This is a genomic window from Tistrella mobilis (assembly GCF_041468085.1).
In the GTDB taxonomy this organism is placed as follows: domain Bacteria; phylum Pseudomonadota; class Alphaproteobacteria; order Tistrellales; family Tistrellaceae; genus Tistrella; species Tistrella mobilis_A.
This window is the reverse complement of the sequence record NZ_CP121017.1, coordinates 3,630,755-3,655,000: the sequence shown is the minus strand read 5'-3', so window position 1 is coordinate 3,655,000 and position 24,246 is coordinate 3,630,755. Positions and strand designations below refer to the sequence as shown.

The 24,246-nt window shown below is 67.5% G+C and carries 26 protein-coding genes, 2 tRNA genes and 2 rRNA genes (1 of these 30 running past the window's edge); 20 read left to right on the top strand and 10 right to left on the bottom strand.

Translation table 11 applies throughout. The annotated features are described in order from the left end of the window. The 8 genes from P7L68_RS22050 to P7L68_RS22015 form a co-directional block, all read left to right on the top strand. Nucleotides 1-2,163, top strand: a 23S ribosomal RNA gene (locus tag P7L68_RS22050) (it extends 582 nt beyond the left edge of the window). 127 nt (nucleotides 2,164-2,290) lie between these two features. Next, nucleotides 2,291-2,405, top strand: a 5S ribosomal RNA gene (rrf, locus tag P7L68_RS22045). Nucleotides 2,406-2,489: 84 nt separating this feature from the next. Beyond that, nucleotides 2,490-2,566, top strand: a tRNA-Met gene (locus P7L68_RS22040). 95 nt (nucleotides 2,567-2,661) lie between these two features. Beyond that, on the top strand, nucleotides 2,662-3,144 hold the full coding sequence (locus P7L68_RS22035) for an antitoxin Xre-like helix-turn-helix domain-containing protein (RefSeq protein WP_372001687.1): 483 nt from the start codon (nucleotides 2,662-2,664) through the stop codon (nucleotides 3,142-3,144). Further along, a complete protein-coding gene (locus P7L68_RS22030; protein WP_372001685.1) occupies nucleotides 3,138-3,836 on the top strand; it encodes an RES family NAD+ phosphorylase in 699 nt (232 codons plus the stop codon). The genes P7L68_RS22035 and P7L68_RS22030 overlap by 7 nt, the downstream gene beginning before the upstream one ends. A 3-nt stretch (nucleotides 3,837-3,839) precedes the next feature. Further along, nucleotides 3,840-4,172 (top strand): hypothetical protein, encoded by a 333-nt coding sequence (locus P7L68_RS22025; RefSeq protein WP_372001683.1) that lies wholly within the window; start codon nucleotides 3,840-3,842, stop codon nucleotides 4,170-4,172. A 79-nt stretch (nucleotides 4,173-4,251) separates the two neighbouring features. After that, complete coding sequence (locus P7L68_RS22020) at nucleotides 4,252-4,572, top strand: zinc ribbon domain-containing protein YjdM (protein ID WP_014744243.1); 321 nt, start codon at nucleotides 4,252-4,254, stop codon at nucleotides 4,570-4,572. 77 nt (nucleotides 4,573-4,649) lie between these two features. Then, the gene (locus P7L68_RS22015) at nucleotides 4,650-5,402 is read left to right on the top strand and encodes a hypothetical protein (protein WP_372001681.1); all 753 of its coding nucleotides are present in this window, start codon (nucleotides 4,650-4,652) and stop codon (nucleotides 5,400-5,402) included. Nucleotides 5,403-5,457: 55 nt separating this feature from the next. On the opposite strand, the gene P7L68_RS22010 is transcribed toward P7L68_RS22015, so the two are convergent. Continuing rightward, nucleotides 5,458-6,036, bottom strand: coding sequence for a biotin transporter BioY (locus P7L68_RS22010; RefSeq protein ID WP_372001679.1), 579 nt, complete (start codon nucleotides 6,034-6,036; stop codon nucleotides 5,458-5,460). Nucleotides 6,037-6,227: 191 nt separating this feature from the next. Here P7L68_RS22010 and P7L68_RS22005 point away from each other — a divergent pair, with 191 nt between their 5' ends. Beyond that, the gene (locus tag P7L68_RS22005; protein WP_372001677.1) at nucleotides 6,228-6,899 is read left to right on the top strand and encodes a PadR family transcriptional regulator; all 672 of its coding nucleotides are present in this window, start codon (nucleotides 6,228-6,230) and stop codon (nucleotides 6,897-6,899) included. A gap of 104 nt (nucleotides 6,900-7,003) precedes the next feature. Further along, nucleotides 7,004-7,342, top strand: a complete 339-nt coding sequence (locus tag P7L68_RS22000; RefSeq protein WP_372001675.1) for a DUF2218 domain-containing protein — start codon at nucleotides 7,004-7,006, stop codon at nucleotides 7,340-7,342. Here the strand turns inward: P7L68_RS22000 and P7L68_RS21995 are convergent, their stop codons facing one another. Then, a complete protein-coding gene (locus P7L68_RS21995; protein WP_372001674.1) occupies nucleotides 7,343-8,611 on the bottom strand; it encodes an MFS transporter in 1,269 nt (422 codons plus the stop codon). A 121-nt stretch (nucleotides 8,612-8,732) separates the two neighbouring features. On the opposite strand from P7L68_RS21995, the gene P7L68_RS21990 reads away from it, so the two are divergent. From P7L68_RS21990 to P7L68_RS21980, 3 genes are all read left to right on the top strand, one after another. Beyond that, the gene (locus P7L68_RS21990; RefSeq protein WP_372001671.1) at nucleotides 8,733-9,632 is read left to right on the top strand and encodes a LysR family transcriptional regulator; all 900 of its coding nucleotides are present in this window, start codon (nucleotides 8,733-8,735) and stop codon (nucleotides 9,630-9,632) included. A 75-nt stretch (nucleotides 9,633-9,707) separates the two neighbouring features. Continuing rightward, on the top strand, nucleotides 9,708-10,196 hold the full coding sequence (locus tag P7L68_RS21985; protein WP_372001670.1) for a VOC family protein: 489 nt from the start codon (nucleotides 9,708-9,710) through the stop codon (nucleotides 10,194-10,196). Nucleotides 10,197-10,201: 5 nt separating this feature from the next. Then, nucleotides 10,202-10,555: a DUF1428 domain-containing protein gene (locus tag P7L68_RS21980; protein WP_372006921.1), complete on the top strand. Its 354-nt coding sequence runs from the start codon at nucleotides 10,202-10,204 to the stop codon at nucleotides 10,553-10,555. An 11-nt stretch (nucleotides 10,556-10,566) separates the two neighbouring features. On the opposite strand, the gene P7L68_RS21975 is transcribed toward P7L68_RS21980, so the two are convergent. The 3 genes from P7L68_RS21975 to P7L68_RS21965 are packed head-to-tail and all read right to left on the bottom strand — an operon-like array spanning nucleotide 10,567 to nucleotide 12,226. Beyond that, entirely contained in the window at nucleotides 10,567-11,112 is a 546-nt protein-coding gene (locus P7L68_RS21975) for an N-acetyltransferase family protein (protein WP_372001668.1), read from the bottom strand. A 10-nt stretch (nucleotides 11,113-11,122) separates the two neighbouring features. Next, nucleotides 11,123-11,692, bottom strand: a complete 570-nt coding sequence (locus P7L68_RS21970) for a helix-turn-helix domain-containing protein (protein WP_372001666.1) — start codon at nucleotides 11,690-11,692, stop codon at nucleotides 11,123-11,125. A gap of 42 nt (nucleotides 11,693-11,734) precedes the next feature. After that, on the bottom strand, nucleotides 11,735-12,226 hold the full coding sequence (locus P7L68_RS21965; protein ID WP_372006919.1) for a MarR family winged helix-turn-helix transcriptional regulator: 492 nt from the start codon (nucleotides 12,224-12,226) through the stop codon (nucleotides 11,735-11,737). A 122-nt stretch (nucleotides 12,227-12,348) separates the two neighbouring features. Between P7L68_RS21965 and P7L68_RS21960 the strand changes: the two genes are divergently transcribed. Together P7L68_RS21960 and P7L68_RS21955 are read left to right on the top strand one after the other, a co-directional pair. Continuing rightward, nucleotides 12,349-13,239, top strand: a complete 891-nt coding sequence (locus P7L68_RS21960; protein ID WP_372001664.1) for an EamA family transporter — start codon at nucleotides 12,349-12,351, stop codon at nucleotides 13,237-13,239. Between the two features lie 18 nt (nucleotides 13,240-13,257). Further along, nucleotides 13,258-14,310 (top strand): NADP-dependent oxidoreductase, encoded by a 1,053-nt coding sequence (locus P7L68_RS21955; RefSeq protein ID WP_372001662.1) that lies wholly within the window; start codon nucleotides 13,258-13,260, stop codon nucleotides 14,308-14,310. On the opposite strand, the gene P7L68_RS21950 is transcribed toward P7L68_RS21955, so the two are convergent. The 3 genes from P7L68_RS21950 to P7L68_RS21940 form a co-directional block, all read right to left on the bottom strand. Beyond that, the gene (locus tag P7L68_RS21950) at nucleotides 14,297-15,250 is read right to left on the bottom strand and encodes a DMT family transporter (protein WP_372001661.1); all 954 of its coding nucleotides are present in this window, start codon (nucleotides 15,248-15,250) and stop codon (nucleotides 14,297-14,299) included. The two genes, P7L68_RS21955 and P7L68_RS21950, sit on opposite strands and share 14 nt — an antisense overlap. 102 nt (nucleotides 15,251-15,352) lie before the next feature. After that, complete coding sequence (locus P7L68_RS21945; protein ID WP_372001659.1) at nucleotides 15,353-16,306, bottom strand: ornithine cyclodeaminase family protein; 954 nt, start codon at nucleotides 16,304-16,306, stop codon at nucleotides 15,353-15,355. A gap of 87 nt (nucleotides 16,307-16,393) precedes the next feature. Next, nucleotides 16,394-16,876, bottom strand: a complete 483-nt coding sequence (locus tag P7L68_RS21940; protein ID WP_372001657.1) for a DUF1579 domain-containing protein — start codon at nucleotides 16,874-16,876, stop codon at nucleotides 16,394-16,396. A gap of 104 nt (nucleotides 16,877-16,980) precedes the next feature. On the opposite strand from P7L68_RS21940, the gene P7L68_RS21935 reads away from it, so the two are divergent. Together P7L68_RS21935 and P7L68_RS21930 are read left to right on the top strand one after the other, a co-directional pair. Then, complete coding sequence (locus P7L68_RS21935; protein WP_372001656.1) at nucleotides 16,981-17,457, top strand: MarR family winged helix-turn-helix transcriptional regulator; 477 nt, start codon at nucleotides 16,981-16,983, stop codon at nucleotides 17,455-17,457. A gap of 82 nt (nucleotides 17,458-17,539) precedes the next feature. Then, nucleotides 17,540-18,958, top strand: a complete 1,419-nt coding sequence (locus tag P7L68_RS21930) for a hypothetical protein (RefSeq protein WP_372001655.1) — start codon at nucleotides 17,540-17,542, stop codon at nucleotides 18,956-18,958. Nucleotides 18,959-19,234: 276 nt separating this feature from the next. On the opposite strand, the gene P7L68_RS21925 is transcribed toward P7L68_RS21930, so the two are convergent. Together P7L68_RS21925 and P7L68_RS21920 are read right to left on the bottom strand one after the other, a co-directional pair. Further along, nucleotides 19,235-19,612: an ArsC/Spx/MgsR family protein gene (locus tag P7L68_RS21925; protein ID WP_372001653.1), complete on the bottom strand. Its 378-nt coding sequence runs from the start codon at nucleotides 19,610-19,612 to the stop codon at nucleotides 19,235-19,237. Next, nucleotides 19,612-20,796, bottom strand: a complete 1,185-nt coding sequence (locus P7L68_RS21920) for a M14-type cytosolic carboxypeptidase (protein ID WP_372001651.1) — start codon at nucleotides 20,794-20,796, stop codon at nucleotides 19,612-19,614. Before P7L68_RS21920 ends, P7L68_RS21925 begins: the two co-directional genes overlap by 1 nt. 127 nt (nucleotides 20,797-20,923) lie before the next feature. Here P7L68_RS21920 and P7L68_RS21915 point away from each other — a divergent pair, with 127 nt between their 5' ends. The 3 genes from P7L68_RS21915 to P7L68_RS21905 all read left to right on the top strand — a co-directional run bounded on the left by P7L68_RS21915 (nucleotide 20,924) and on the right by P7L68_RS21905 (nucleotide 24,241). Then, the gene (locus tag P7L68_RS21915) at nucleotides 20,924-22,108 is read left to right on the top strand and encodes a PLP-dependent aspartate aminotransferase family protein (RefSeq protein ID WP_372001650.1); all 1,185 of its coding nucleotides are present in this window, start codon (nucleotides 20,924-20,926) and stop codon (nucleotides 22,106-22,108) included. A 61-nt stretch (nucleotides 22,109-22,169) separates the two neighbouring features. Then, nucleotides 22,170-22,262, top strand: a tRNA-Ser gene (locus tag P7L68_RS21910). Between the two features lie 416 nt (nucleotides 22,263-22,678). Next, nucleotides 22,679-24,241, top strand: a complete 1,563-nt coding sequence (locus tag P7L68_RS21905) for a DEAD/DEAH box helicase (protein WP_372001648.1) — start codon at nucleotides 22,679-22,681, stop codon at nucleotides 24,239-24,241. The last annotated feature ends 5 nt before the right edge of the window (nucleotides 24,242-24,246 follow it).

Genomic DNA, 24,246 nt, shown 5'->3' with positions numbered 1-24,246 from the left:
CAAGCTTAAGCCGGTAGGTGTAGGCGCAGCGAAAGCGAGTCTGAACAGGGCGCTTGAGTTGGATGAAGTAGACCCGAAACCGGGTGATCTAGCCATGGGCAGGTTGAAGGTGCGGTAACACGCACTGGAGGACCGAACCCACGTCTGTTGAAAAAGACGGGGATGACCTGTGGCTAGGGGTGAAAGGCCAATCAAACTCGGATATAGCTGGTTCTCCGCGAAAACTATTTAGGTAGTGCGTCACGTGATTACCCCTGGGGGTAGAGCACTGGATGGGCTAGGGGGCCTCACCGGCTTACCAAACCTAACCAAACTCCGAATACCAGGGAGTACAGCGTGGCAGACAGACTGCGGGTGCTAAGGTCCGTAGTCGAGAGGGAAACAGCCCAGACCACCAGCTAAGGTCCCCAAGTTGCGGCTAAGTGGGAAAGGATGTAGGACGGCCATGACAACCAGGAGGTTGGCTTAGAAGCAGCCATCCTTTAAAGAAAGCGTAACAGCTCACTGGTCTAGATAAGCTGTCCCGCGCCGAAGATGTAACGGGGCTAAAGCCGTACACCGAAGCTGTGGATGTGCCTTATGGCACGTGGTAGCGGAGCGTTCCGTAGGCCTGTGAAGGGCGACCCGCGAGGGCGCCTGGAGGTATCGGAAGTGAGAATGCTGACATGAGTAGCGACAAACAGAGTGAGAAACTCTGTCGCCGAAAGCCCAAGGGTTCCTGCGCAAGGCTAATCCGCGCAGGGTGAGTCGGCCCCTAAGACGAGGGCGAAAGCCGTAGTCGATGGGAAGCAGGTTAATATTCCTGCACCTGTGGGAAGTGACGGATGATGTAAGTTGTCGGGGCTTACTGGATTGTTCCCGGCAGCGAAGTTGTTCCAGGAAATAACTCCCACGTACAGACCGTACCCGAAACCGACACAGGTGGGCTGGTAGAGTATACCAAGGCGCTTGAGAGAACGATACTGAAGGAACTCGGCAAATTACCCCCGTAACTTCGGGAGAAGGGGGCCCCGTTCCTGGGCAACCAGGGGCGGGGGGCACAGACCAGGGGGTGGCGACTGTTTACTAAAAACACAGGGCTCTGCGAAGCCGCAAGGCGACGTATAGGGTCTGACGCCTGCCCGGTGCCGGAAGGTTAAGAGGAGGGGTTCACGCTCTGAATCGAAGCCCCGGTAAACGGCGGCCGTAACTATAACGGTCCTAAGGTAGCGAAATTCCTTGTCGGGTAAGTTCCGACCCGCACGAATGGCGTAACGACTTCCCCACTGTCTCCAGTATCGACTCAGCGAAATTGAATTCTCCGTGAAGATGCGGAGTTCCCGCGGTCAGACGGAAAGACCCCGTGCACCTTTACTACAGCTTTGCAGTGGCACTAGGGACTGAATGTGTAGGATAGGTGGGAGCCTGTGAAGCTTCGGCGCCAGCCGGAGTGGAGGCAACCTTGAAATACCACCCTTTTGGTTCTTGGTGTCTAACCGCGCTCCGTGATCCGGAGCCGGGACCCTGCATGGCGGGTAGTTTGACTGGGGCGGTCGCCTCCCAAAGAGTAACGGAGGCGCGCGATGGTGGGCTCAGGCCGGTCGGAAATCGGCTGTCGAGTGCAATGGCATAAGCCCGCCTGACTGCGAGACTGACAAGTCGAGCAGAGACGAAAGTCGGCCATAGTGATCCGGTGGTCCCGAGTGGAAGGGCCATCGCTCAACGGATAAAAGGTACGCCGGGGATAACAGGCTGATAACCCCCAAGAGTCCATATCGACGGGGTTGTTTGGCACCTCGATGTCGGCTCATCACATCCTGGGGCTGGAGCAGGTCCCAAGGGTTCGGCTGTTCGCCGATTAAAGTGGTACGTGAGCTGGGTTTAGAACGTCGTGAGACAGTTCGGTCCCTATCTGCCGTGGGTGTAGGAGACTTGAGAGGATCTGTCCTCAGTACGAGAGGACCGGGATGGACGGACCTCTGGTGCACCAGTTGTGGCGCCAGCCGCATCGCTGGGTAGCTATGTCCGGAAGGGATAACCGCTGAAAGCATCTAAGCGGGAAACCTCCCTCGAAACCAGGTCTCCCTTGAGAGCCGTGGAAGACCACCACGTCGATAGGCCGGGTGTGTAAGCGCAGCAATGCGCTGAGCTGACCGGTACTAATCGCTCGATCGGCTCGAAAGATCCCCGCCGCGCCCAGAACCGGGCCCGCGGCCCACGAAGCTTGCACACATAAATCAAATCAGACGATCTCGCGCTCAGAGCGTCCGGAAGCATCGCTTCCGGATTGTCCCTCCGTGCGGTTTCATGACCTGGTGGCTATGGCGGACGTGAACCACCCGATCCCATCCCGAACTCGGCCGTGAAACCGTCCTGCGCCGATGGTACTTCGTCTTAAGACGCGGGAGAGTAGGTCGCTGCCAGGTCTTGCAACCGCATGGACGGACATATACACGCTCACCCAAAGCGCGATCTCATCTCGCACACACTGTCCACCGCCTACGCCCTGACGCGGGGTGGAGCAGCCCGGTAGCTCGTCAGGCTCATAACCTGAAGGTCGCAGGTTCAAATCCTGCCCCCGCAACCAAGTTTCAAGCAAACGCCGCCCCGGCACCTCGCCGCGGGCGGCGTTGCTGCGTTCAGCACCCCGCGCTGCCGTCGCGCCGGGCAGGGGAGGGCGTGTTGTATCTCTGCCGTCTATTGCCGTTTGGCATCCAGGCTCCATATTATTGCCAGATGCAGGAGGCGCAGATGCAGCTACACCCGATCGCCCCAACCCCGTTCCATCAGCAAAGCCCCGCGATCACCGACGCGGAAGCCGGCGCACTGGCGCGGGCCACGGTGAACCTGTTTCGAGCCTGGGGCCTGAGCGATGCCGAGGCGAGAAACCTTTTGGGTGGCATGGCGGCACGAACCTGGGCGCGTTGGAAGGATGGCGAGATCGGCCGGATCGACCGGGATCTGCGGATGCGCATGGCGCATCTGATGGGCATCCACAAGGGGCTGCGCTATCTGTTCCGGGAACCCGCCCGCGGTTATGCCTGGGTGCGCAAGCCGAACGCGGCCTTTGCCGGCAAGTCCGCCCTCGACATCATGATGCGCGGCGAGCTGTCAGATCTGGCACTGATGCGGGACTGGCTCGATGCCGAGCGCGGCGCATGGTGAGTGGCGAGGCCGTACTGCGGCGGGTGCGCTGGGACAGGACCTGGCGGATCATCCGCTCAATCTGGCCGCCCGTCGACCTGTTCGAGGACATCGCCGATCCGCATGATTGGGAGGCGCTGGTTGCCGTCGAGGCCAAGACCAATCCCCGTGTCCGCGACGAGGTCGGCGATCTGGGCAAAGTGCCCCCGGCGCGTCGGATCGGCGGGCCCGGAGCCAGTCTGGTGATGGCGCCGTTCGTTCACTGTTCGACCGCCCGCCCGGGGCGTTTCACGGATGGCAGCTACGGCCTTTATTATGCCGGCGATCGGGAGGAGGTCGCCCTGGCGGAAACCATTCATCATCACGGACAATTCATGGCGGCGACCGGCGAGGCTCCCGGCTGGACCTCGGATTTCCGCGCCCTGATCGGCGCGATCGATCGGGACCTGCATGACGTGAATGCCGTGCCGGAGGTTCTTCATCCGACCGATTACGCAGCGTCGCAGGCGGAAGGTGCTGCACGTCGCGCTGCGGGCAGTGACGGTCTGGTCTGGAACAGCGTCCGGATGCCCGGCGGGCAGTGCATCGGGGTGTTCTGGCCCGATGTGGTGACGATCCCGGTTCAGGGCGCGCATTTCTGCTATCACTGGAATGGCGTGCGGGTGGATTTCGTGAAGCGTTATGGAACCGGAGAGGTTCTGGAAGTGAGGTGAGCCATGGACGAGGCGGACCCCGAAGCACCGTCCTCTCCGGTCTGCTACGCCGCAGAAGCCGATGATGTCTATATGGGCTATGCCGGGCGCGACGAGATTCTGGCGGTGCTGACCGATCTTCTGCGCCGGGAAGATGTCATGACTGAGGATGAGCCGTTGCGGGCGGTTCTGATCGGGGAGGTCGGGCGGCTGGGTGGCACGCCGCCAGGGCCGGGCGAACCGGATGCCCTTGGGAACGGGCAGCCGGCGGATATCCTGCGCCGGCTGGCGGATTTGCTGCCCCGGCTGCGCGACGACGGCCTTCATGCGGTGTTGCGGCGGCTGGTCGATCGGTGATCGGGCAGGTTCGCGCTTGCCTTCGGCGCCGGGGAAGCGGAGGGTGCGGCGCTGATGCAGCACCTGAAGGAGACCGGACATGTCCGACCAGGGTGACGACTACGTGTATGACGAGGCCACCGGCGAATGGCTGCCGGCCTCGGAGTTGGCTGCCTCGCAACCCGAGGGCCAGGCCCCGGCGGGAGAGCGGGTGGTGAAGGATGCGGCCGGCAATGTGCTGGCGGATGGTGATCAGGTGACGCTGATCCGGGATCTGAAGGTGAAGGGCACCAGCCAGACGCTGAAACAGGGCACGGTGATCCGCTCGATCCGCCTGACGGCGAATGACGAGGAAATCGACTGCCGGCACGAGTCCATCAAGGGGCTGGTACTGCGGACCGAGTTCGTCCGCAAGCGCTGAGGATCGGAACGGGCACCGGTGATTGCAGTGCATGCCGCGTCACCTGTACAGTCGGATGTCCCACAGCCCGAGAGGCCATGTTCGAGATGATGCCGACCGTCTATCAGAGCGATCTGTTCATCCCCCGCTATCGGCCGATCAGCCGGGGGCGTTGGGAACTGCGGGTGGTGCCGATGAATATGGCCCCCGGCTACTGGACGGAATCGGCGCTGGTTCAGGACATGGCCGTGCTGCTGCGCGACCGGCAGAGCTGGATGTCGACCACGCCGCTTGAGATCGAAAGCCAGGAGATCGGCGTGCATCTGGCGCGCGGCCATGTGCTGATCTACGGCATGGGCATGGGCTGGTCGGCACTGGCGAGCGCGCTTCAGGATGCAGTCACCGCGGTGACGGTGGTCGAGTTCGACCCGGATGTGATCGCGCTGCATGAAGAGCTGGACCTTGCCGCCCAGCTGCCCGAGACGGCGCGGGCCAAGCTGACGATCGTCCAGGGTGATGCCTATGCCTATGTGCCCGACCGGCCGGTCGACCTGCTGATGCCCGATATCTGGCTGCCGATGATGAATGACGGCCGGGTGGACGAGGTGCGGCAGATGCAGGAGAAGGTGCAGGCCAGGGCGATCTATTTCTGGGGCCAGGAGCTGGAGATTGCCCGCCACGCCGTGGCGGCCGGCCATGCGCTGGACGATGACGGCATCGCCGCCACCATTGCCGGCATGGGCCTGCCGCTGATCGGCCCCGAACATCCCGGCCATACCGAAAAACTGATCGCCGCCGCGCGGCGCTGGATGCGGGACCGCTGGCTGCCGGGCTCTACGCCGCCCTGGTGATCGCCTCCCTCTGATATCATCATCAGTTGGCCAGGCCCGCGGATGACCGTGGGGCTCAGCCGCGGGCGGTGGCACTGCGGCGGGCGAGGAACATCAGCACCGCCACCGCCAGGGCCGATTTGACCAGCCCGCCGGCGATGAAGGGCAGGACGCCGTGCTCGATGGCGCGGTCGAGGCCGATCTTGGTCGACAGCCAGGCAGCCCCCAGCCCCAGACAGATCGCATGGGCGAGGATCATGGCGGCGAGCGCATGCACCGGCCGCTCGCCGTTCCAGCCACGTTCGGCAAGCAGCCCGGTCAGGGCTCCCGCGATCGGGAAGGCGATGAGATAGCCGCCGGTGGCCCCGGTGAAGCGGTCGATGCCCGATGTGCCGTCGGCCAGCACCGGCAGGCCTGCGGCACCGGCGACAAGCCAGACCAGGATGGTGAGCCCGCCCAGCCGCCAGCCATAGAGCGCGCCGATCACGAAGACCGCGAAGGTCTGCATGGTCATCGGCACCGGCACCATCGGCACTTCGGCGAAGGATGAGGCGGCGAGCAGGGCGGCGCCGATCAGGACGGCACCGCCGCGCCAGCCGATCGGGCGGGCTTCGGGGCGGAGCGGGCTGAAGCTCCGGAGACTGGTTTCGGACATGGGAGGTTGGCCTCTCTCGACGGTTTTATGGGCGAAAATCTGACCCAAAATGCAACCATAAGAAAGCATCGACGGGAAATCCATCTCTCAAGTTGATTGTTCTGCGGGTTCCGGCCCTCGTCGCGAGGAGGCTTGTTCTGGATCGTTCTAAGATATATCTTAGCGCAGTCTGGAAGAGAGGAGTGACGCAGATGCGTTTTGGATACAGGCAGTGCGACCGTCGCGGTCGCGGGTTTCACGGAGACGGCCGCCACAGCCACGAGCATGGCGGCCCAGACATTGGTTTCGGTGACGAATCCGGCCATCGCGGGTTCGGGGGCGGCCATGGCTGGGGCCGCGGCTTCGGGCGCGGTTTCGGCCGCAGCCGTGCGGGCGAGGACTGGATGTCGGAGCGCGGTGGCCGCCGCCGCTTCTTCGATGCCGGCCAGCTGCGGCTGGTGCTGCTGAAGCTGATCTCGATGCAACCGCGCCATGGCTATGACCTGATCCGCGCGGTGGAAGAGCTGACCGGCGGGGTGTATGTGCCGAGCCCCGGCGTGGTCTACCCCGCGCTGTCGATGCTGGAAGACATGAACCAGGTTGCGGGCACCGAGGCCGAGGGCGGCCGCAAGGTTTTCGCGATCACCGCCGATGGCGAGGCGGAGCTTGCCGCCCATGAGACGACGGTGGCCGAGCTGATGGCCCGGCTGGCGGCAATGGCCGAGATGCGCGAGCGGGTGGATACCACCCCGGTCGAACGCGCGATCGGCAATCTGAAGATGGCCTTGCGCAGCCGGCTGACGGCCGCCGATGCCGATCGCAGGCTGGCGCTGGAGATCGCCCGGATCCTGGACGAGGCGACGCAGAAGATCGAACGGTCATGACGAAGAATTCCAGGCTCGCGGTTCTGCGGCGGCGCCATGGTCTGGAGCCGCCGCTCCGACCTGCCACCGATCCTCCGCCCGGCATTCTGATGGAGAAGAAACCCATGACGACCACCACGACCACCGTCACCAGCACCGCCGTGGTGCCGACGGCGCATGGCAGCCGCTATCTGCAGCAGTTGTGCAAGCATTGGAGCCACAATCTGACGGTCGCGTTCAGCCGCGATCAGGGCTCGGTGATCTTTCCCCGCGATGCACGCGGCGCCTCGTGGCCGGCGGATGGCCGGCTGCTGCTGGATGCCGGCGAGGACGCGCTGACCTGCCGGATCGAGGCCGGCTCCGACGAGCAGCTGGAGGCGCTGAAGGGCGCCGTGGTGCGGCATCTGGACCGCTTCGCCTTCCGCGAGGCACCGCTGCATTTTGACTGGCGGGACGGCGTCTGATCAGGCGGCGCCGGTCCGGCGCGGTGCCGTGGCCGAGAGGATGAGGCCGAGCAGGGCGAAGCCGCCGGTCAGTGCGGCAATCGCCGTCCAGCCGCCATGCTGCCAGAACCAGCCGCCGATCGAGCCGGTGATGCTGGAGCCCAGATAATAGAACAGCAGATAGAGCGAGGCGGCATGGCCCTTGGTCGTGCCGGCAAGGGGACCGACCGAGCCGCTGACGACCGAGTGGCAGACGAAGAAGCCGGTGGTGACCAGGATGATGCCGGCGATGATCGCGGGCAGGGCGGGTACCAGGGTGACCGCCACCCCGGCAAGCGTGAGCAGGAAGCCTGCGATGAGCAGCGGCCGGCGGCCGAAGCGGTCACCGAGACCGCCTGCGATCGAGGACGAGACGATGCCGAAGCCGAAGGCGAGGAAGATCATCGCGACCCGGGTCTGGCTGAGATCGAAGGGGGCCGCGGTCAGCCGGAAGGTGGTGTAGTTGAACAGGGTCACGAAGATGCTGGTCAGCGCAAAGCCGGTGGCATAGAGCCTGAGCAGCCCCGGATTGCGCAGATGCCCGGCCCAGGCACGCAGGTGGAAGGCGGGGGAGACGCCCCGCGCCGCCACGAAATTGCGCGAGCGCGGCAGCAGGATCAGGAAGCCGATCGCGGCCACCAGGCCGAGGCCGCCCATCACCCCCATCGCCATGCGCCACGAGGTGAATTCGGTCAGCAGCCCCATGCCGACCCGGCCCATCATCGCGCCGAAGCCGGTGCCGGCGACATAAAGCCCCATGGCCTTGCCCAGATGGCGCGGCTCGATTTCCTCGGCCAGATAGGCCATGGCCACCGCCGGCACACCGCCCAGCGCCAGGCCTTCGAGCGCCCGGGCGATCAGCAGCCCGGGCCAGTCGGGGCTGAGGGCGGCGGCGAGATTGAGTACCGCCGCCACGGCCATCGAGCCGAACATCAGCCCGCGCCGGCCCAGCATCTGAGAGAAGGCACCGGCCAGCAGGATCGAGAGCGCGAGCAGGCTGGTGGTGACCGACAGCGCCAGCGAGGCCGAGGCCGCCCCCAGCCCGAAGCTGGTGGCGAAGGCCGGCAGCAGCGGCTGCACGCAATAGATCAGGGAAAAACTGGCGAAGCCGGCGAGGAAGAGCGCGATGCCGGTCCGTCGCCAGAGTGCGGTGCCGCGGGTGATCCAGGCCGGACCGCCGATTGCGGTGGCAGCCGGGGCCGGGCGGGACATGCTGCGGGCGGCGGGGGCGATGGTGGACGGCATGGTCATGGGGAGGCGCTTTCCGGGGCCGGTTCTGGCGTCGTGCTCTGCTCTCCCGGATATAGCGCTGGCCCTTTCCATGCGTCCAATATATGGAAGAGGCAATCTTCATATCTGTGGCATATGGCTTATGGAGCTGCGGCACATCCGGTACTTCCTCGCGGTGGCCGAGGAGCGCAACTTCACCCGTGCGGCAGCCCGGCTGGGCATCGGCCAGCCGCCGCTCAGCCTGCAGATCCGGGATCTGGAGGCGGAGGTCGGCGCGGCGCTGTTCCACCGCGTCCCCCATGGCGCCGAGCTGACCGAGGCGGGAGCCGCCTTCCTGGCCGCGGTGGAGGCGATCCCGGGCCAGGCGGCCGGGGCCGTGAAGCTGGCGCAGCGCGCGGCCCGGGGCGAGACCGGCCGGCTCAGCCTGGGCTTCACCGGCACGGCAGCCCTCAATCCGCTGATTCCTGAAGCGATTCGCGCCTTCCGGCGGGCCTATCCCGACGTGGTTCTGACCCTGACCGAGGCCAATTCGGTGGCGCTGGTCGACGGGCTGCTGGACGGGCGGCTTCAGGTCGCCATCCTGCGTCCCGCCGCCACCGACCCGGCCGAGCTGGCGGTCCACAATCTGGCCGACGAACCGCTGGTGGCGGCACTTCCGGCCACCCATGCCGCGGCGGCGCTGCCGGGGCCGATCGATCTGGCGCAGCTGGCCGCCGACCCGCTGATCCTGACCCCGCGGGCGATCGGCACCAGCCTGCATGATGTGGTGGTCGCAGCCTTCCAATCGGCGGGGTTCGAGCCGGCGCTCGGCCAGCCGGCGCCGCAGATCGCCTCGATCCTGTCGCTGGTTTCGGCCGAACTCGGCGTGTCGCTGGTGCCGGTGTCGATGTGTCAGCTGGGCATGCGCGGCGTGGTCTATCGCAGGCTTCGCGATCCGGAACCGACCGTGGGGCTGGCGGTGGCCTATCCCCGCCACCGGCCGCCGCAGCCGGTACTGAATTTCGACCGGGTGATCCGTCAGGCGGCGCGGGCGGCACCGTGACCTCCGTCCCTTGCTTGACTGGGTGATCGATATCCATATAGGTTGATATCAACAATATTCAGGAGGGACCTGCCCATGACCACGACCGCACAACCATCGGCGGCCGAACGCGCCGCCGCCTTCGGGTTGCACTCTCTCACCCCGCATCTGGTCTGTGCCGGTGCGGCGGCGGCGATCGACTTCTACAAGGCGGCCTTCGGCGCCGAGGAGCTGATGCGGCTGCCGGCCCCGGACGGGTCGATCCTGCATGCCTGCATCCGGGTCAACGGCTCGTCGGTGATGCTGGTCGACGAGAACCGCGGCTGCGGCCTTTCCGGGCCGAAGGCGCTGGGCGGCACCGCCGTCACCCTGCATCTGGTGGTCGACGACGTCGATGCGGCGGTCGATCGCGCAATCGCCGCCGGGGCGGTGGTGGTGATGCCGGTGGCCGACCAGTTCTGGGGGGATCGCTATGGTGTGATCGCCGATCCCTTCGGCCATCAATGGTCGCTGGCGACGCCGGGCGAGCCGAAATCGCCCGAAGAACTCGCGGAAGCGGCCGCAGCGGCGATGGAGGGTGTGTGATGACCATCGGCTATATCGACGGCTTCGTCGCGGCGGTGCCGAGCGCTGCCCACGAGGCATTTCGTGAACATGCCGAAGCGGCGGCGGTGGTGTTCCGCGAGAACGGCGCACTGGGTGTCACCGAATGCTGGGGCGACGACGTGCCCGAGGGCGAGGTGACCTCGTTCCCCATGGCCGTGCAGCGCCGCCCGGACGAGACCGTGGTGTTCTCGTGGATCCTGTGGCCGTCGAAAGAAGTGCGCGATGCCGGCATGGCGAAGGTGATGGCCGATCCGCGCCTTCAGCCCGAGGTGATGCCGCTGCCCTTCGACGGGAAGCGGATGATCTTCGGCGGGTTCATACCCATTGTTCAGGCGTAAGGGGCTGGCGTTCAGGCCTGAGGGACAGGCCCGCCAAGCTGCTTGTACATGAAGGTGGTGGCGCCCATGCCGCTGCCGTCGGTGCGGATGCAGTAATCGGGGATGGTGCCCACGGTGACATAGCCGAGTGCGGCATAAAGCGGCTCGGCCTTGTCGCCGGTGAGCGTGTCGAGGGTGAGCAGCCGCCGCCCCATTGCCGCGGCGCGGGCTTCGAGATCGAGCATCAGCGACCGGGCGATGCCCTGCCGGCGAAACGCCGGATGGACCAGCAGCTTGCGCACCTCGGCGCGGTGCGGCTGGTTGGGCGGGGTGTCGTGGTCGAGCTGGACCGTGCCGGCAATCCGGCCGTCGATGTCGGCGACCAGCAGGATCAGCCCGCCGGCGATGAGCGGCGGCAGCACCTTCGCCTCCCAGAAGCGCCGGGCGGCTTCGGCCGTGAAGGGCAGCAGAAAGTTGACGCTGGCCCCATCCTCGACGCAGGCGCGGAGCAGATCGGCGAGTTCGTCGAGCCGGTCCCGGGTCTCTTCGGCGGAAAGCGCGGTGATCGCGACGGTCATCTCAAGGCCCTCAGAGGATGAAAAGATGGTAGCGGGCGGCCTCGGTCGCCGGCGTCTCGAACCGGCTGGCGCCGTGCAGGCGGTAGCGCAGGCAGTCGCCGGGCATGAGGTCATGGGGCGTGCCCTCGACCGTGACCCGGAGCCGGCCTGTCATCAGCACAAGGTGATGTTCCAGCCCCGGGCGCGGCGGCTGGTCGTAATCGATCCGCGTCGCCGGCGGCAGCTCGCAGTCCAGCACCTCGCCGCCGAGTGTTGCGGCGGGGGTCGAGATCTGGCGGCGGCGGAAGCCGGTGGCGGGGTCGGTCCAGACCGGCTGATCGGCCGGCCGGAGCAGGGCTGTGAAATCGTCTTCCGCGAGCGCGATCAGCCGCGACATCGTCAGCCCATGGGCGGCGGCGAGCCGGCCGAGCACGGCGGCGGTGGCGCTGACCTCGGCATTCTCGATCCGCGACAGGCTGGCCCGGCTGACCCCGGCGCGGGCCGCCAGATCGTCCAGCGACCAGCCCGCCGCCAGACGCAGGGCCTTGAGCCGGAGCGCCAGACGGTCGTCGAAGCTGGGGGTGACGGGTATCTTTTCCATATTCGGAAAAATATCCCGAATACGGAAAGACGGCAAGCCGGATCAGGCGGTCGGGTCGAGCCCGGCCAGGAAGTCGCGCAGCAGGGCGTCGAGTGCGGCCTGTTCCCTGGCCGACAGATGGTCGACCAGCCGTTTCTGGGTGGCGACATGGTCGGCAACCGCGGCATCGATGGTCCTGCGGCCCTGGTCGGTCAGGGCGATCAGCACGCTGCGGCCATCCTGAGGATTGGGCCGGCGCACCACCAGCCCGGCCTTTTCCAGCTGATCGATGCGGTTGGTCATGGTGCCGGAGGCAACCATGGTCGTCGCCATCAGATCGCCGGGGCTGAGGGCATAGGGGGGGCCTGAACGGCGCAACGTGGCCAGAACATCGAAGCTTGGATAGGTGAGCCCATGGGCGGCGAAGGTCTTCTCCATCTCCCGCATCAGATGGGTCATCAGGCGGGTGAGACGGCCGATCAGCCCCATCGGCCCGATATCGAGATCGGGCCGTTCGCGGTGCCATTGATCGAGAATGCGGTCGACGTGATCCATGGCCGGGATCATGGAGCTGCGGTGTTCTGCGGTCAAGCCGGTCTCTCGATGTCGAGATAATTATCTTGACGTCGAGATATATCGGGCTAGCCTTCAGGGGAAGGCTGCCCGAAGGATATGAGATGCCGCGCAATATCGGCCGCAATGGCGATGTGCTGCTGACCGCGATCGCCCCGGCGATCTGGGGCAGCACCTATCTGGTGACGACGGGGCTGCTGCCCCAGGGCTACCCGCTGACGGTGGCCATGCTGCGCGCCCTGCCGGCCGGGCTGATCCTGTTGCTGCTGGTCCGCCGGCTGCCGACGGGGGGCTGGTGGTGGCGGTCCTTCATACTGGGCGCGCTCAATTTCTCGATCTTCTGGGCGCTGCTCTTCGTCTCGGCCTATCGCCTGCCGGGCGGGGTGGCGGCGACGGTGGGGGCCATCCAGCCGCTGATCGTGCTGCTGCTGGCCCGCATGGTGATCGGCACACCGGTGAAGGCGGCGGCGGTGGCGGCGGCGCTGGTCGGCATTCTGGGCGTGGCGCTGATGGTCCTGTCGCCCGATGCGGCGCTGGATCCGATCGGCATCGCGGCGGGGCTGGGCGGGGCGGCGGCAATGGCGGCCGGCACCGTGTTCAGCCGCCACTGGCAGCCGCCGGTGTCGGCCCTGACCGTCACCGCCTGGCAGTTGACCGCGGGCGGGCTGCTGCTGCTGCCCGCCGCGCTGATCTTCGAGCCGGCGCTGCCGGTGCCGACCCTGCATCACATGATCGGCTTCGTGCATCTGGGCGTGTTCGGGGCCGCCGTCAGCTACATGCTCTGGTTCCGCGGCCTGGGCCGGCTGGGACCGGGGGCGGTGGCACCGCTGGCGCTGTTGAGCCCGGTGACCGCGGTGATCCTGGGGCTGTCGATCGCGGGCGAGCATCTGTCGATGGTACAGGCCACGGGCATCGCCCTGGTGCTGGGCAGCGTGCTCGCGGCACAATGGGTGCAACGGCCACGTCCGGTGAAGGCCCCCCTGGCCACCGGCTGAGCCCTTATGGGAGGACAGATGACCGGCACCGTATCGCAGACGACCGTATCGAAGACCAACCGGCAGTGGGTGCTTGCCGCGCATCCGGAAGGCAAGGCGACCGCCGATACCTGGCGGATGATCGAAAGCCCGATGCCCGAGCCGGGGCCCGGCCAGATCCTGGTCCGCACGCTCTGGCTGTCGGTCGACCCGTATATGCGCGGGCGGATTGCCGCGGCCGGCAACTACACCAGGGGCGTGGCGCCGGGGGAGCTGATGCAGGGCGGCGGCGTGGGCGAGGTGATCGTCTCCAACCATCCCGGCTGGGCCCCGGGCGATCTGGTCGAGAGCATGACCTTCGGCTGGCAGGAATATGCGGTGTTGAGCCCCGACCTGCCGGGTGCCGCCCGTGCCAACCGGGTGAACCCCGACATCGCCCCGCCCGAGGCGGCGCTGTCCTGGCTGGGCATGCCCGGCCTGACCGCCTATGTCGGCATGATCGAGATCGCGCGGCCGAAGCCCGGCGATACCGTGCTGGTCTCTGCCGCATCCGGTGCCGTGGGGCAGATGGTCGGCCAGATCGCGAAGCTGCAGGGGGCGCGTGCGGTTGCAATCGCAGGCTCCGACGACAAGCTCGCCTGGTGCCGGGAGCTGGGTTTCGATGCCGGTATCAATTATCGCACCGCCCGCGACATGAAGGCGGCGATCGCCGAGGCCTGCCCCGGTGGCGTCAACGTCTTCTTCGACAACACCGGCGGCCCGATCCATGATGCGGCCCTGGCCAATCTGGCAACCCATGCCCGGGTGGTGATCTGCGGCCGTATCGCCGTGGTCGATCAGGCGCCGGAACAGGATATCGGCCTGCGTGCCAGCGCCCGGCTGGTCGTCACCCGATCGATGATCCAGGGGCTGGTGGTCTTCGACTGGTGGCATCTGCGCGACGAGGCCATGGCCCGCATCGCCGCCTGGCATCGCGACGGCCGGTTGCGCTTCCGCCACGATGTGCTGGACGGCTTCGAGCGGATGCCCGAAGCCTTCCTGCGGATGATGGCCGGCGACAATTTCGGCAAGCAGGTGGTCAGGGTCTCCTGACCGGTGCCGTGCCGGGTCTGCGGCGGAACGCGCTGCGCAGCAGGCCCGGCAGCCGCCCGTCGATCAGGGCAAGGCCGGCTGCGATCATCGCCATGCCGATCAGATGCTTCGGCTCCAGCCTCTCGTCCAGGAAGGCATGGCCGAGCAGAATGGCGCTGACCGGAACCAGAAAGGTGACCAGCATCAGATTGGTGGCACCCGCCGTCGCCAGCAGGCGGAAGAACAGCACATAGGCAAAGGCGGTGGAGACGAGCGCGAAGGCGAGGATCGCCGCGACCGTCCCCCAGCCCGGCACGGGCAGGGTCCACGGCCGGTCGACGATCAGGGCGAGCGGCACCAGCATGATGGCCGCGGTGGTCATCTGGCCGGTGGCGGTCGCCATGGGCGCCACCCCCATGCGGGCGAAGCGGCGGCCGAAAACCCCCGCCAGGGCGTAGGAGAAGGCGGCGCCCAGAACCGCGAGCTGGCCTGCGACACTGCCTCCCAGGCCATCCAGCGCCGCCGGGCCGATCATCGCGGCGACACCGGCGAAGCCGGCCAGCACGCCGGCGATGCGGTTCGGGCTCGCCTTTTCGTCGCTGGTCGCGAGATGGGCCACCAGCACGCCGAAGAGCGGGGTGGTGGCGTTCAGGATGGCGGCAAGCCCGCTCGGGATCTGGGTCTGCCCCCAGACGATCAGGCTGAACGGGATCAGGCTGTTGAGCAGCCCCATGCCGAAGAACGCCGCCCAGACCTGCGGCGAGCGGGGCATGGCCAGCCCGCGCAGACGCAGGACCACGAGCAGGGCGATGGCGGCAAGCAGCACCCGCGTCGCCACGATGGTGAAGGGCGGCAGCTCTTTCACCGCAACGCCAATGAAGAAGAACGAGCCGCCCCAGGGAATGGAGAGCAGCACCAGCAGCCCCCATTCCCGCAGTGTCATGCTGCGTCCCGCGGCCATGCCGCACCTCCGGATTGCCTGAATGTCGCCGGACATCAAACCCCCCGGACCGCGGTTCCGCAACCGAGGTTTTCAAGGCTGCAGGCCAAGCCTGGCTAAGTCTCAGCCGGCGGCAGCGGCGGCGATGTAGTCGGCGATCATCAGATCGAGATGGGCACCGCCGCCATTCTTGTAGACGGTGATTTCGTCGGCCGAGCGCCGCGCGGGCGTGGCGGCCGGGACCAGATCGTAAAGATCGCCCAGCACATCGGCCTCGGTGATCACGCCCGATGCGATCGGCATCATAAGCTCGCCGATATGGTGCAGCGTGGTTGCGCGCGAATCCACGAACAACCGGCTGCTGCCGATCAGGGCGTCGTCGGCCTCGCGCATATCCGCCTTGAAGGCGCCGATCAGGTCGACATGGGTGCCGGGGCGGACCCGGGCGCCGGGGATGACCGGGCTGCGCGCCATGGTGGCGCTTGAGATGATGTCGGCTTCGGCCAGTGCCGCCTCCAGATCGGGGGCGGCCTCCAGCCGGGCGGTGATACCGGCGGCTTCGGCAGGGCCGCGAGCGGCGTCGACCAGCGTCCGGGCCTGTTCCGGCCGCCGTGCCCAGACCGAGATCCGCTCCAGATCGGGGAAGATCGCGCCATAGGCCCGGATCAGGCTGCCGGCGACCACGCCCGCGCCCACAATCACCAGATGCCGGCTGTCGGGCCGGGCGAGCAGGCGCGCGCCCAGCACCGAATCCGCCGCGGTCTTGAACTCGGTGACCAGGCGGCTGTCGATCACCGCGCGCAGGCTGCCGATCTCTGCGTCATAGACCATCATCGCGCCCTGCACCGTGGGCAGGCCGCGCGCGGCATTGCCGTCCATCACCGTCACCGCCTTCACGCCATAGCCGAGGCCGGGGATGAAGGCCGCGCGGTTGAGCAGTGTGGCGGTGCGGGGCCCCAGGAAGATATCCGCAATCTCGGCCCGGGGCCGCAGATGGCCGCGCCGCAACGCCTCGACGGCTCCCGCCCAGTCAAGGGCGCCTGCACAGGCCTCGTAGGTCAGCAGATCCGGCGTCACCATGTCTCCCCCGCATGTTCTTCGGATGATCAGAGGCGGGGATGATACGGGTTTCGGAGACCGCCGGACAGGCTGGCGATCCGCGGGTCAGCCGGCGACCCGGGTATAGACCGCGGTCATGAATTCCTGCCAGCTGCCGTCGGGCATGCGGACCTTCGAGATGGCCAGCCGCCGGTCGTCGCTTTCGATCCGGTGGATGTCGTGGTAGAGAGCGGTGCCGGTGCCCGAGAAATCCGGCCCTTCGGCAGCAAGCGTCAACTCGCGGCCGTTCCCGTCCATATGGCCCTCGTAAACCCAGAGCCGGGTCATCATCGATCCGACCCAGGTGCCGGTATAGCCGCCCCGGTCGGGATCGAAGCCGATGGTCAGCAGACTGCGGCCGGTACCGCCGCCCGGCATTTCACCCTCGCCCTCGGCGATCAGCCAGAGATCGCCCAGCATGCGGGCGGTCTCGGTGCCGGTGAAGGTCTGGCGGGGCTGGTCCGGGCCCATGAAGCAGTCGGCGGTGTAGCGCCACCGGCCGGCGAGACGGCGAAGCCAGGCGTGTTCCGGTGCTGGATCGGTGTGCATGCGTGGTATCCTCGTCAGGAAATGCGGGCGGGGCCGCCTGCTGTGATGCCAGGGCTGCACTGACGTCGCGATCTTTTTTACCTTGATATCAACCTTGATGAGCCATGTCAAAACCTGCGGTCGTTCCCTTCGAAACCACGCTTCTGGTACGCGATGCCTGTCTCTGTCTGCACGTGCAGCGGGCGGCCCGGGCACTGGCCCGGCGCTTCGACGATGCGCTCCGGCCCGTGGGGCTGACCCATGGCCAGTTTTCGCTGATGATGTCGCTCAACCGGCCGGTGCCGCCGCGTAAAGGCGATATCGCCAGCCTGTTGGCGATGGATCACAGCACGCTCACCGCCAATCTGAAGCCGCTGGAGCGCCGCGGCCTGATCGAAAGCGAGGTCGACCCCGAAGACCGCCGCGGCCGGCTGCTGCGGTTGACAGCCGACGGCATGGCCGTGCTGGCGCGGGCGGTGCCGGTCTGGGAACGTGCCCATGCGGCGACGGAAGCCCTGCTCGCCGATGGCGATGCTGGCCGGTTACGCAGCGATCTGGTGGCTCTTTCGGAATCAGAATCCGATAAAATCAACCATAGGTAATTTCTTCCTCGCCTATAGCTACGATGGCTCGTATCATCAGGTGACCAACAAGCCATAAAAACACCTGAAGATGGGGCGTGTCATGAAAGCTGGTTTTCAGCCGGGTCGCGCGCTTTGTGCGGCCCTTGCAGTCTGCGGCCTGACGGTCGCATCCCTCCCTGCAGCCGCTGCCGACGGCGCAGTGATCCCGCAGCCGATGCCCGGCGGTTTCAACTTCCCCACCCCGGGTTATGTGATCGGACAATGGGTCGATGCGAACAACCAGACGGCCATCACCGGCCATGGTTGGGATATCTGGCAGGCGATGACCCAGCCGACCGGCCAGAACAATCTGCCGGTCTGGGATACCTGGGTGTCCGAGGCGCAGATCTTCGGCCAGACGAGCAATACCGGCACCAAGACCGCGGCAGAGGCCGAGACGCTCGGCGCCGTTCGAAGCCAGCTGGAGCGTGGCGTCGCCCTGCCGCAGCTCAGGCCGCTCAGGATTCCGCGCCAGTTCTCCCACACCCCGCATGGTCGTCGCGCGCTGGAAGCGACGGCATCCCAGGGATCGGTGATCGTCGAGACCGAGCGCTTTGACAATGCCACGGCGCTCTTCGTTTCCACCCCGCAGGTCACCCCCTACGGTACCTTCAAGGTGAACAACGGCAGCAGCCTTCAGGCCTATGCCGCCGCCTTCCCGGCCAATACCTCGACCGGGGCCCGGGCCGTGCGCGACTTCCCCGAAACCGGGATGGAGACCAAACCGGTCTTCGGCTATGTGAAGGCCGCAACGCCCACCGCGGTGCCCTATTGGCAGGGTACCGGCGCGGTCAACACCGACAACAACCCTGCCCAGGGTTATTACGTCCAGAACTGGAACGACTGCGTGATCGTCGACCCGTCGAACACGGCGACATCCGGCATGACGAAACTTTCGGCGGCCCCGACCCCGGGCAGCTTCTTCCAGGACCCGCAGCTCAGCTGCAGCAGCTATTACACCGCCCCGATCGGCATGTTCTATGCCTTCGCGATGACCGCGACCCAGGCGCAGGGCTTCGCCAACCCGAACGTCACCGCCGGCGACATGGCCGTGCTGGTCGCCATGCATGTCAGCACCAAGGAGCAGGATCCCTGGACCTGGCAGACCTTCTACTGGCAGGGCACGTCTGAATTCGAGACCTCGGAAGGCCCCGGCTCCATGACCGGCCAGCCCGCGACGCTGGCGGCGCCGTGGAACGCCTATGCCATGTGCACGGCCTATTCCCAGCAGGTCAACGGCCAGATGCTGGTCTGCTACAACCCGTATCTGGAGACCAATCCCGGCATCCCGTCGGGCATCACCTCGAACTGCATGACCTGCCATGGCATGGCCGCGGTCTATCCGGCCGGATCCCAGAGTCAGACGCCGAGCTACCCCGCCAATTATGACCAGCCGGTGGCCTTCGACGATCCGGCGCTGTTCGGCAACGCCATGAAGACCGATTTCTCGTGGAGCATGGCCGATCAGGTGTTTGATTGAGAGAGGGGAGGGGAGAGGAATCTTTTAGTCCCTCGGCCCAAGCGGGCGCTCCCGCGCCCTTGGCCGCCGCCTCAATGGCGGGAGTCTGTTAATCCCTCGCCGGGCGGCCACTACCGTGGCCTTGGCCGCCGCCTCAATGGCGGGAGTCTGTTAGTCCCTCGCCGGGCGGCCACTACCGTGGCCTTGGCCGCCGCCTCAATGGCGGCTTGCGCCGGCCACCTTCGGGTGGCCGGTGCCTGGCTTTTGGGGCAGGGGCGTTCCCGGTCCTGCCGGGTTTCAGATGCCGAGGGCGGCTTTGGCGGGGGCGTCGAAGCCCAGGGCGATGATGCGGCCGTCCTCGTCGGTGAAGACCGGGCGCTTGACCAGGGTGGGTTCGCGGGCGAGCAGGGCGGCCAGGGCTGCGCGGTCGCCATTGCCCGCGATCGCCGCCTCGACCACGGCCCGGTCGGCGTCACCCAGATTGCGCCAGGTGGTGGAGCGGCGGTTGACCAGCCGCTCGGCGCCGATCTGGTCCAGCCAGACGCCGGCCTCTTCGGCCTTGAGCGCGTCGTCGCGCAGGTCGCGGACGCGGTGGGCGCGGCCTGCGGCTTCCAGAGCCTTGGCCGCCTTGCGGCAGGTGTCGCAGGTCTTGATGCCGTTGAGCGTGGGGAGCATCAGCGGGCGTGTCCCGTCTTGAGGGTGGGGGCCATTTCGGCCAGGACGTCGAGGCAGGCGCGGGCCAGCCGCCGGCAGCCCGCGGGCGACCAGCCTTCTTCCGCATCCGGCGCCTCGACGCAATCCTTGAACGGCTGTTCCAGCGTCATCGCCAGCGCGCCGAAACTGTTGGCGACCCAGTTGGTGCACATCGACAGATCGCCGGTCTGCGGCCGGGCCGCCGGATAGCCGATCCGGGTCTGGAAGTCCGGCGACACCTCGTCCAGCCGGCCGCGATAGCGGGCCAGCAGGTCCAGCTGCCCCGGGCGCAGATCGGGGATGCCCTCGAAGCCGGCGATGAAATTATGCGGCAGCGCCTCGTCGCCATGAACGTCCAGGCAGAAGGCGACGCCGGTCTGGATCATGGCCGCGCGCACCACCGCCACCTCGGGGCTGCGGGCCAGGGTGGGGGTCGCCCATTCCCGGTTCAGATTGGCGCCGGCGGCATTGGCCCGCAGATGGCCGCGGAAGCTGCCATCCGGGTTCATGTTCGGCACCACCACCAGATCGGCCGCAGCCCGCAGGCCCACGGCCACCGGGTCGGCCGCGTCGGTCAGCCGGTCGAGCGCGCCTTCCATCCACCAGCTGGCCATGGTCTCGCCCGGATGCTGGCGGCCGATGATCCAGCAGACCGGCCGCGTGCCGTCGAACGCCCCCATCGCAAGCGCGTCGAGCGGCCGGCCGTCGACCGTGCTGCCCAGGCGGACCCGACGCACCCCCGGCCGGCTGCCGGTCCGCGCCACCAGATCGGCATGGGCCGAGAGGTCGTAGGGCGCGAAATAAGCCAGTTCGACCTGATCGGCATCAAGGTCCAGATCCAGGCTCAGCACCTGGCCGTCGTAACGGCCCGGCACCCGGGTCCAGCGGCTGCGATCGGTGGAGACGACCGGGCGATAGCCGTCGAAGCCCTTGGGATAGGTGCAGCTGCCGGCATTCAGCAGCCGCACCGTCACCGGCCGGCCCGCAATACCTGACAGCCTGACGTGGAACCACTGGCGGAAGCTGCAGCCGGCATCGGTGCGGATGGCGAGGTCGACCACCGTCCGGCCGCCGGCCGTGCCGATGGCGATCAGATCGCCATTGCCGCCGTCGAAGCGGCTGTCGACGGCGATGCCGGAAGGGGCGGGGAAGCCGGTGGCGGTCATGGGGCAGGGGCTCCTGAAATGGGTGCCTGATGGACGGCAAGGCCTTGTCCGGCGCAGGATCGGGGCGACATATGATGCGTCGTCCGGTCTCTGCCCCGGCCGGATGCGCATTGTGAAAGGAGTGGCCGTGACCGACAAGACCGACGCCGCGCGTCCGCTTGCGCCCGCGACCGTTGCTGCCCGGGCCACCGGGCAGGTCGATCCCGCGACCGGCGCGGTGGTGCCGCCGATCCATCCCGCCACGACCTATGAACGGGCGGCGGATCTGTCCTATCCGCGGGGGCGGGTCTACACCCGGGCCGACAACCCCAATTACGACGCGCCCGAGGCCGTCCTCACCGAGCTTGAGGGCGGGGCGGAAAGCCTGGTCTTCGCATCGGGCATGGCGGCTGCCGTCACGCTGTTCCAGGCCCTGCCCAAGGGCGCGCGGGTGGTGGCGCCCGAGATCATGTACTGGGGCCTGCGCAAATGGCTGATCGAGGTCGGCCGGCCCTCGGGGCTGGGCGTCGCCTTCGTCGACATGACCGATCAGCAGGCACTGGCGGCAGCGCTCGATGAAGGGGCGGATCTGGTCTGGGTGGAAAGCCCGGCCAACCCGCTCTGGGGGGTTACGGATATCGCGGGCGCGGCCCGGCTCGCCCATCGTGCGGGGGCGGTGCTGGCGGTGGATTCGACCGCCGCCACCCCGATCCTGACCCGGCCGATCGATCACGGCGCCGATATCGTGATGCATTCGGCGACGAAGTATCTGAACGGCCATTCCGACGTGCTCGCCGGCACGCTGACGGTGGCGCCGGCCCTGGCCGGTGATCCGCTCTGGGCGCGGGTGCGGCAGCTCCGGTCGATGTCGGGCAATGTTCCGGGGCCGTTCGAAGCCTGGCTGCTGCTGCGCGGCATGCGCACCCTGGCGCTTCGGGTGGAGCGCGCCTCGGCCAATGCGCTGGCCATCGCGCAGCATTTCGCGCGCGACCCGCGGCTCGACGCCGTGCTCTATCCGGGTCTGCCCGATTTTCCCGGGCACGAGATCGCCCAGCGCCAGATGACCGGCGGCTTCGGCGGCATGCTGTCGATCCGGGTGGCGGGCGGCCGCGACCGGGCGGTCGAGGTTGCGGCGCGTCTGCGCCTCTTCGCACGCGCAACCTCGCTCGGTGGGGTCGAAAGCCTGGTCGAACACCGGGCGAGCGTGGAGGGCAAGGACAGCCCCGTGCCCGACGATCTGCTCAGGATTTCGGTCGGAATCGAGGCGGCGGCGGATCTGATCGCCGACCTGGATCAGGCGCTGGGCAAGGCTCCGGAGGGCGATGCGCATTGATCGTCCCGCTTGTCGTTGACAAGCCGATGACGCACGGTTATCTAGACGCACGACCTGCCGTGGAGGGGTGGCCGAGTGGCTGAAGGCGGCGGTTTGCTAAACCGTTATAGGGTCTAAAGCCCTATCGAGGGTTCGAATCCCTTCTCCTCCGCCAGTTCCGAAGGCCCCGGCCGAGCACCGCTCGACCGGGGCCTTCGCGCATTCGGGCCCGCCCCACGCAGGGCAGGCCCGGGTATTTCGCACTTGCGGCAGGTACCCGCGGGTGTTACTCAGGCAATCCGATCGGTGGCGGTCCCGCCCGTCACCCATAAAACCTCAAACGGGCATGTTCGGGCTTTACTGCTCCGCGACCTGCCACCCGCCGGGCGCCCCGGCCGCGTGACGAACCGCAAACGGTCTCCCCCAGGGGCGCCGGGTTCGCCGTCCTGGCGCCGATCTGCGGCGGACGCCCATGACTGGCCCAGGCACGCGGGGCACGTCCCTTACTTATCCGGCTGCCGGAATATCCGCAGCCGGCGTGGCTTTCTGCCCGCCGGTCGCGGCGGCGCCACCCGTTCGAAAGACCGACCCTTGACCAATTTCTCCGAGCTTGGCCTGTCCGAGACGCTGCTTCGCGCCCTGGATCAGGCGGGCTACGTGACGCCGACCCCCATCCAGGAGCAGGCCATCCCGCATCTGGTGGCGGGCCGTGACCTTCTGGGTATCGCCCAGACCGGCACCGGCAAGACCGCGGCCTTCGCGCTGCCGATCCTGAACCGGATCGCCGCCGACCGGAACCGCGCCAACATGCCGGGCCGCACCCGCTGCCTGATCCTGGCGCCGACGCGCGAGCTGGCCGCCCAGATCGCCGACAACATCAAGACCTATGCCCGTCACATGCGCGTTCATGTGGCCGTGGTGGTGGGCGGCGTCAGCGCCGGCCCGCAGATCCGTGCCATTGCCCGCGGTCTCGACATCCTGGTGGCGACGCCGGGCCGTCTGGTCGACCATCTGGACAGCGGCGCGCTGAAGCTCGACCGCACCGAGGTGGTGGTGCTGGACGAGGCCGATCACATGCTCGATCTGGGCTTCATCATCCCGATCCGCCGCATTCTGGCCAAGCTGCCGACCCGTCGGCAGAGCCTGTTCTTCTCGGCGACCATGCCGAAGGAGATCGGCGTGCTGGCCGGCGAGATGCTGCGTGACCCGATCGAAGTGTCGGTGACCCCGGTTGCCACCACCGCCGAGCGCGTCGAGCAGCGGGTCGTGCGCATCGAGCCTGCCCGCAAGCGCGGCGTGCTGATCGAACTGCTGGAGAGCGAAGGCGTTCACCGCGCCCTGGTCTTCACCCGCACCAAGCGCGGCGCCGACCGGGTTGCACACGATCTTGAAGTCGCCGGCCTGCCGGCCGCGGCCATCCACGGCAACAAGAGCCAGAGCCAGCGCGAACGCGCCCTCGGCGGTTTCCGTGACGGCCGGGTGCGGATCCTGGTCGCCACCGATATCGCGGCGCGCGGCATCGACGTCTCGGGCGTCAGCCATGTGTTCAACTACGAACTGCCCGACGTGCCCGAGAGCTATGTCCACCGCATCGGCCGCACCGCGCGTGCCGGCGCCGAGGGCATCGCCATCACGCTTTGTGCCGATGACGAGCTGGGCCTGCTGCGCGATATCGAGCGTCTGACCCGCCAGACCCTGCCGATCGACGAGCGGCGCACGCCGGAATCGATCGCCTCCGCCCCCGAGCGTCTGCCCCAGCGTCAGCCGATGCGCAACGGCCGTCCGGCCTCCAAGGCCCGCCCCGGCGGCGGCGTCGGCCGTCCGGCCGGTCGTGGCCATGGCCGCCCGGGTGAGCGCAGCGAGCGGGGCGAGGGTGCCCCGCGTCCGCAGCGCCCGCAGCGTCAGGGGCAGCGCGCCCATGGTGATCGTCCCTATGCGGACCGGTCGCAGGGGGATGGCGCCCGTGGCGACGGTTTCCGTGGTGACGGCTTCCGGGGCGGCGACCGGCCCCAGGGCGACGGCTTCCGCGGCGACGGCTTCCGCGGCGATCGGCCCCAGCGCTCTTCGCGCCCGCCGCGCGGCGACCGGCCCCAGGGCCAGCAGGCGCGCGGCGGCGAAGGCCGTCCGCGCCGGCAGGGCCAGTACGCAGGCTGACCCCG

Bases quoted from the DNA above. Each gene is read 5' to 3' on its own strand.
- P7L68_RS22015 (WP_372001681.1), top strand. From the start codon at position 4,650: ATGTTCGAGATGATGCCGACCGTCTATCAGAGCGATCTGTTCATCCCC.
- P7L68_RS21950 (WP_372001661.1), bottom strand. From the start codon at position 15,250: ATGGCCGCGGGACGCAGCATGACACTGCGGGAATGGGGGCTGCTGGTG.
- P7L68_RS21955 (WP_372001662.1), top strand. From the start codon at position 13,258: ATGACCGGCACCGTATCGCAGACGACCGTATCGAAGACCAACCGGCAG.
- P7L68_RS21970 (WP_372001666.1), bottom strand. From the start codon at position 11,692: ATGGAAAAGATACCCGTCACCCCCAGCTTCGACGACCGTCTGGCGCTC.
- P7L68_RS22030 (WP_372001685.1), top strand. From the start codon at position 3,138: ATGGTGAGTGGCGAGGCCGTACTGCGGCGGGTGCGCTGGGACAGGACC.
- P7L68_RS22000 (WP_372001675.1), top strand. From the start codon at position 7,004: ATGACGACCACCACGACCACCGTCACCAGCACCGCCGTGGTGCCGACG.
- P7L68_RS21930 (WP_372001655.1), top strand. From the start codon at position 17,540: ATGAAAGCTGGTTTTCAGCCGGGTCGCGCGCTTTGTGCGGCCCTTGCA.
- P7L68_RS22010 (WP_372001679.1), bottom strand. From the start codon at position 6,036: ATGTCCGAAACCAGTCTCCGGAGCTTCAGCCCGCTCCGCCCCGAAGCC.
- P7L68_RS21975 (WP_372001668.1), bottom strand. From the start codon at position 11,112: ATGACCGTCGCGATCACCGCGCTTTCCGCCGAAGAGACCCGGGACCGG.
- P7L68_RS21935 (WP_372001656.1), top strand. From the start codon at position 16,981: ATGTCAAAACCTGCGGTCGTTCCCTTCGAAACCACGCTTCTGGTACGC.
- P7L68_RS21920 (WP_372001651.1), bottom strand. From the start codon at position 20,796: ATGACCGCCACCGGCTTCCCCGCCCCTTCCGGCATCGCCGTCGACAGC.
- P7L68_RS21960 (WP_372001664.1), top strand. From the start codon at position 12,349: ATGCCGCGCAATATCGGCCGCAATGGCGATGTGCTGCTGACCGCGATC.
- P7L68_RS22005 (WP_372001677.1), top strand. From the start codon at position 6,228: ATGCGTTTTGGATACAGGCAGTGCGACCGTCGCGGTCGCGGGTTTCAC.
- P7L68_RS22020 (WP_014744243.1), top strand. From the start codon at position 4,252: ATGTCCGACCAGGGTGACGACTACGTGTATGACGAGGCCACCGGCGAA.
- P7L68_RS21995 (WP_372001674.1), bottom strand. From the start codon at position 8,611: ATGACCATGCCGTCCACCATCGCCCCCGCCGCCCGCAGCATGTCCCGC.
- P7L68_RS21925 (WP_372001653.1), bottom strand. From the start codon at position 19,612: ATGCTCCCCACGCTCAACGGCATCAAGACCTGCGACACCTGCCGCAAG.
- P7L68_RS21990 (WP_372001671.1), top strand. From the start codon at position 8,733: ATGGAGCTGCGGCACATCCGGTACTTCCTCGCGGTGGCCGAGGAGCGC.
- P7L68_RS22025 (WP_372001683.1), top strand. From the start codon at position 3,840: ATGGACGAGGCGGACCCCGAAGCACCGTCCTCTCCGGTCTGCTACGCC.
- P7L68_RS21940 (WP_372001657.1), bottom strand. From the start codon at position 16,876: ATGCACACCGATCCAGCACCGGAACACGCCTGGCTTCGCCGTCTCGCC.
- P7L68_RS21965 (WP_372006919.1), bottom strand. From the start codon at position 12,226: ATGGATCACGTCGACCGCATTCTCGATCAATGGCACCGCGAACGGCCC.
- P7L68_RS21985 (WP_372001670.1), top strand. From the start codon at position 9,708: ATGACCACGACCGCACAACCATCGGCGGCCGAACGCGCCGCCGCCTTC.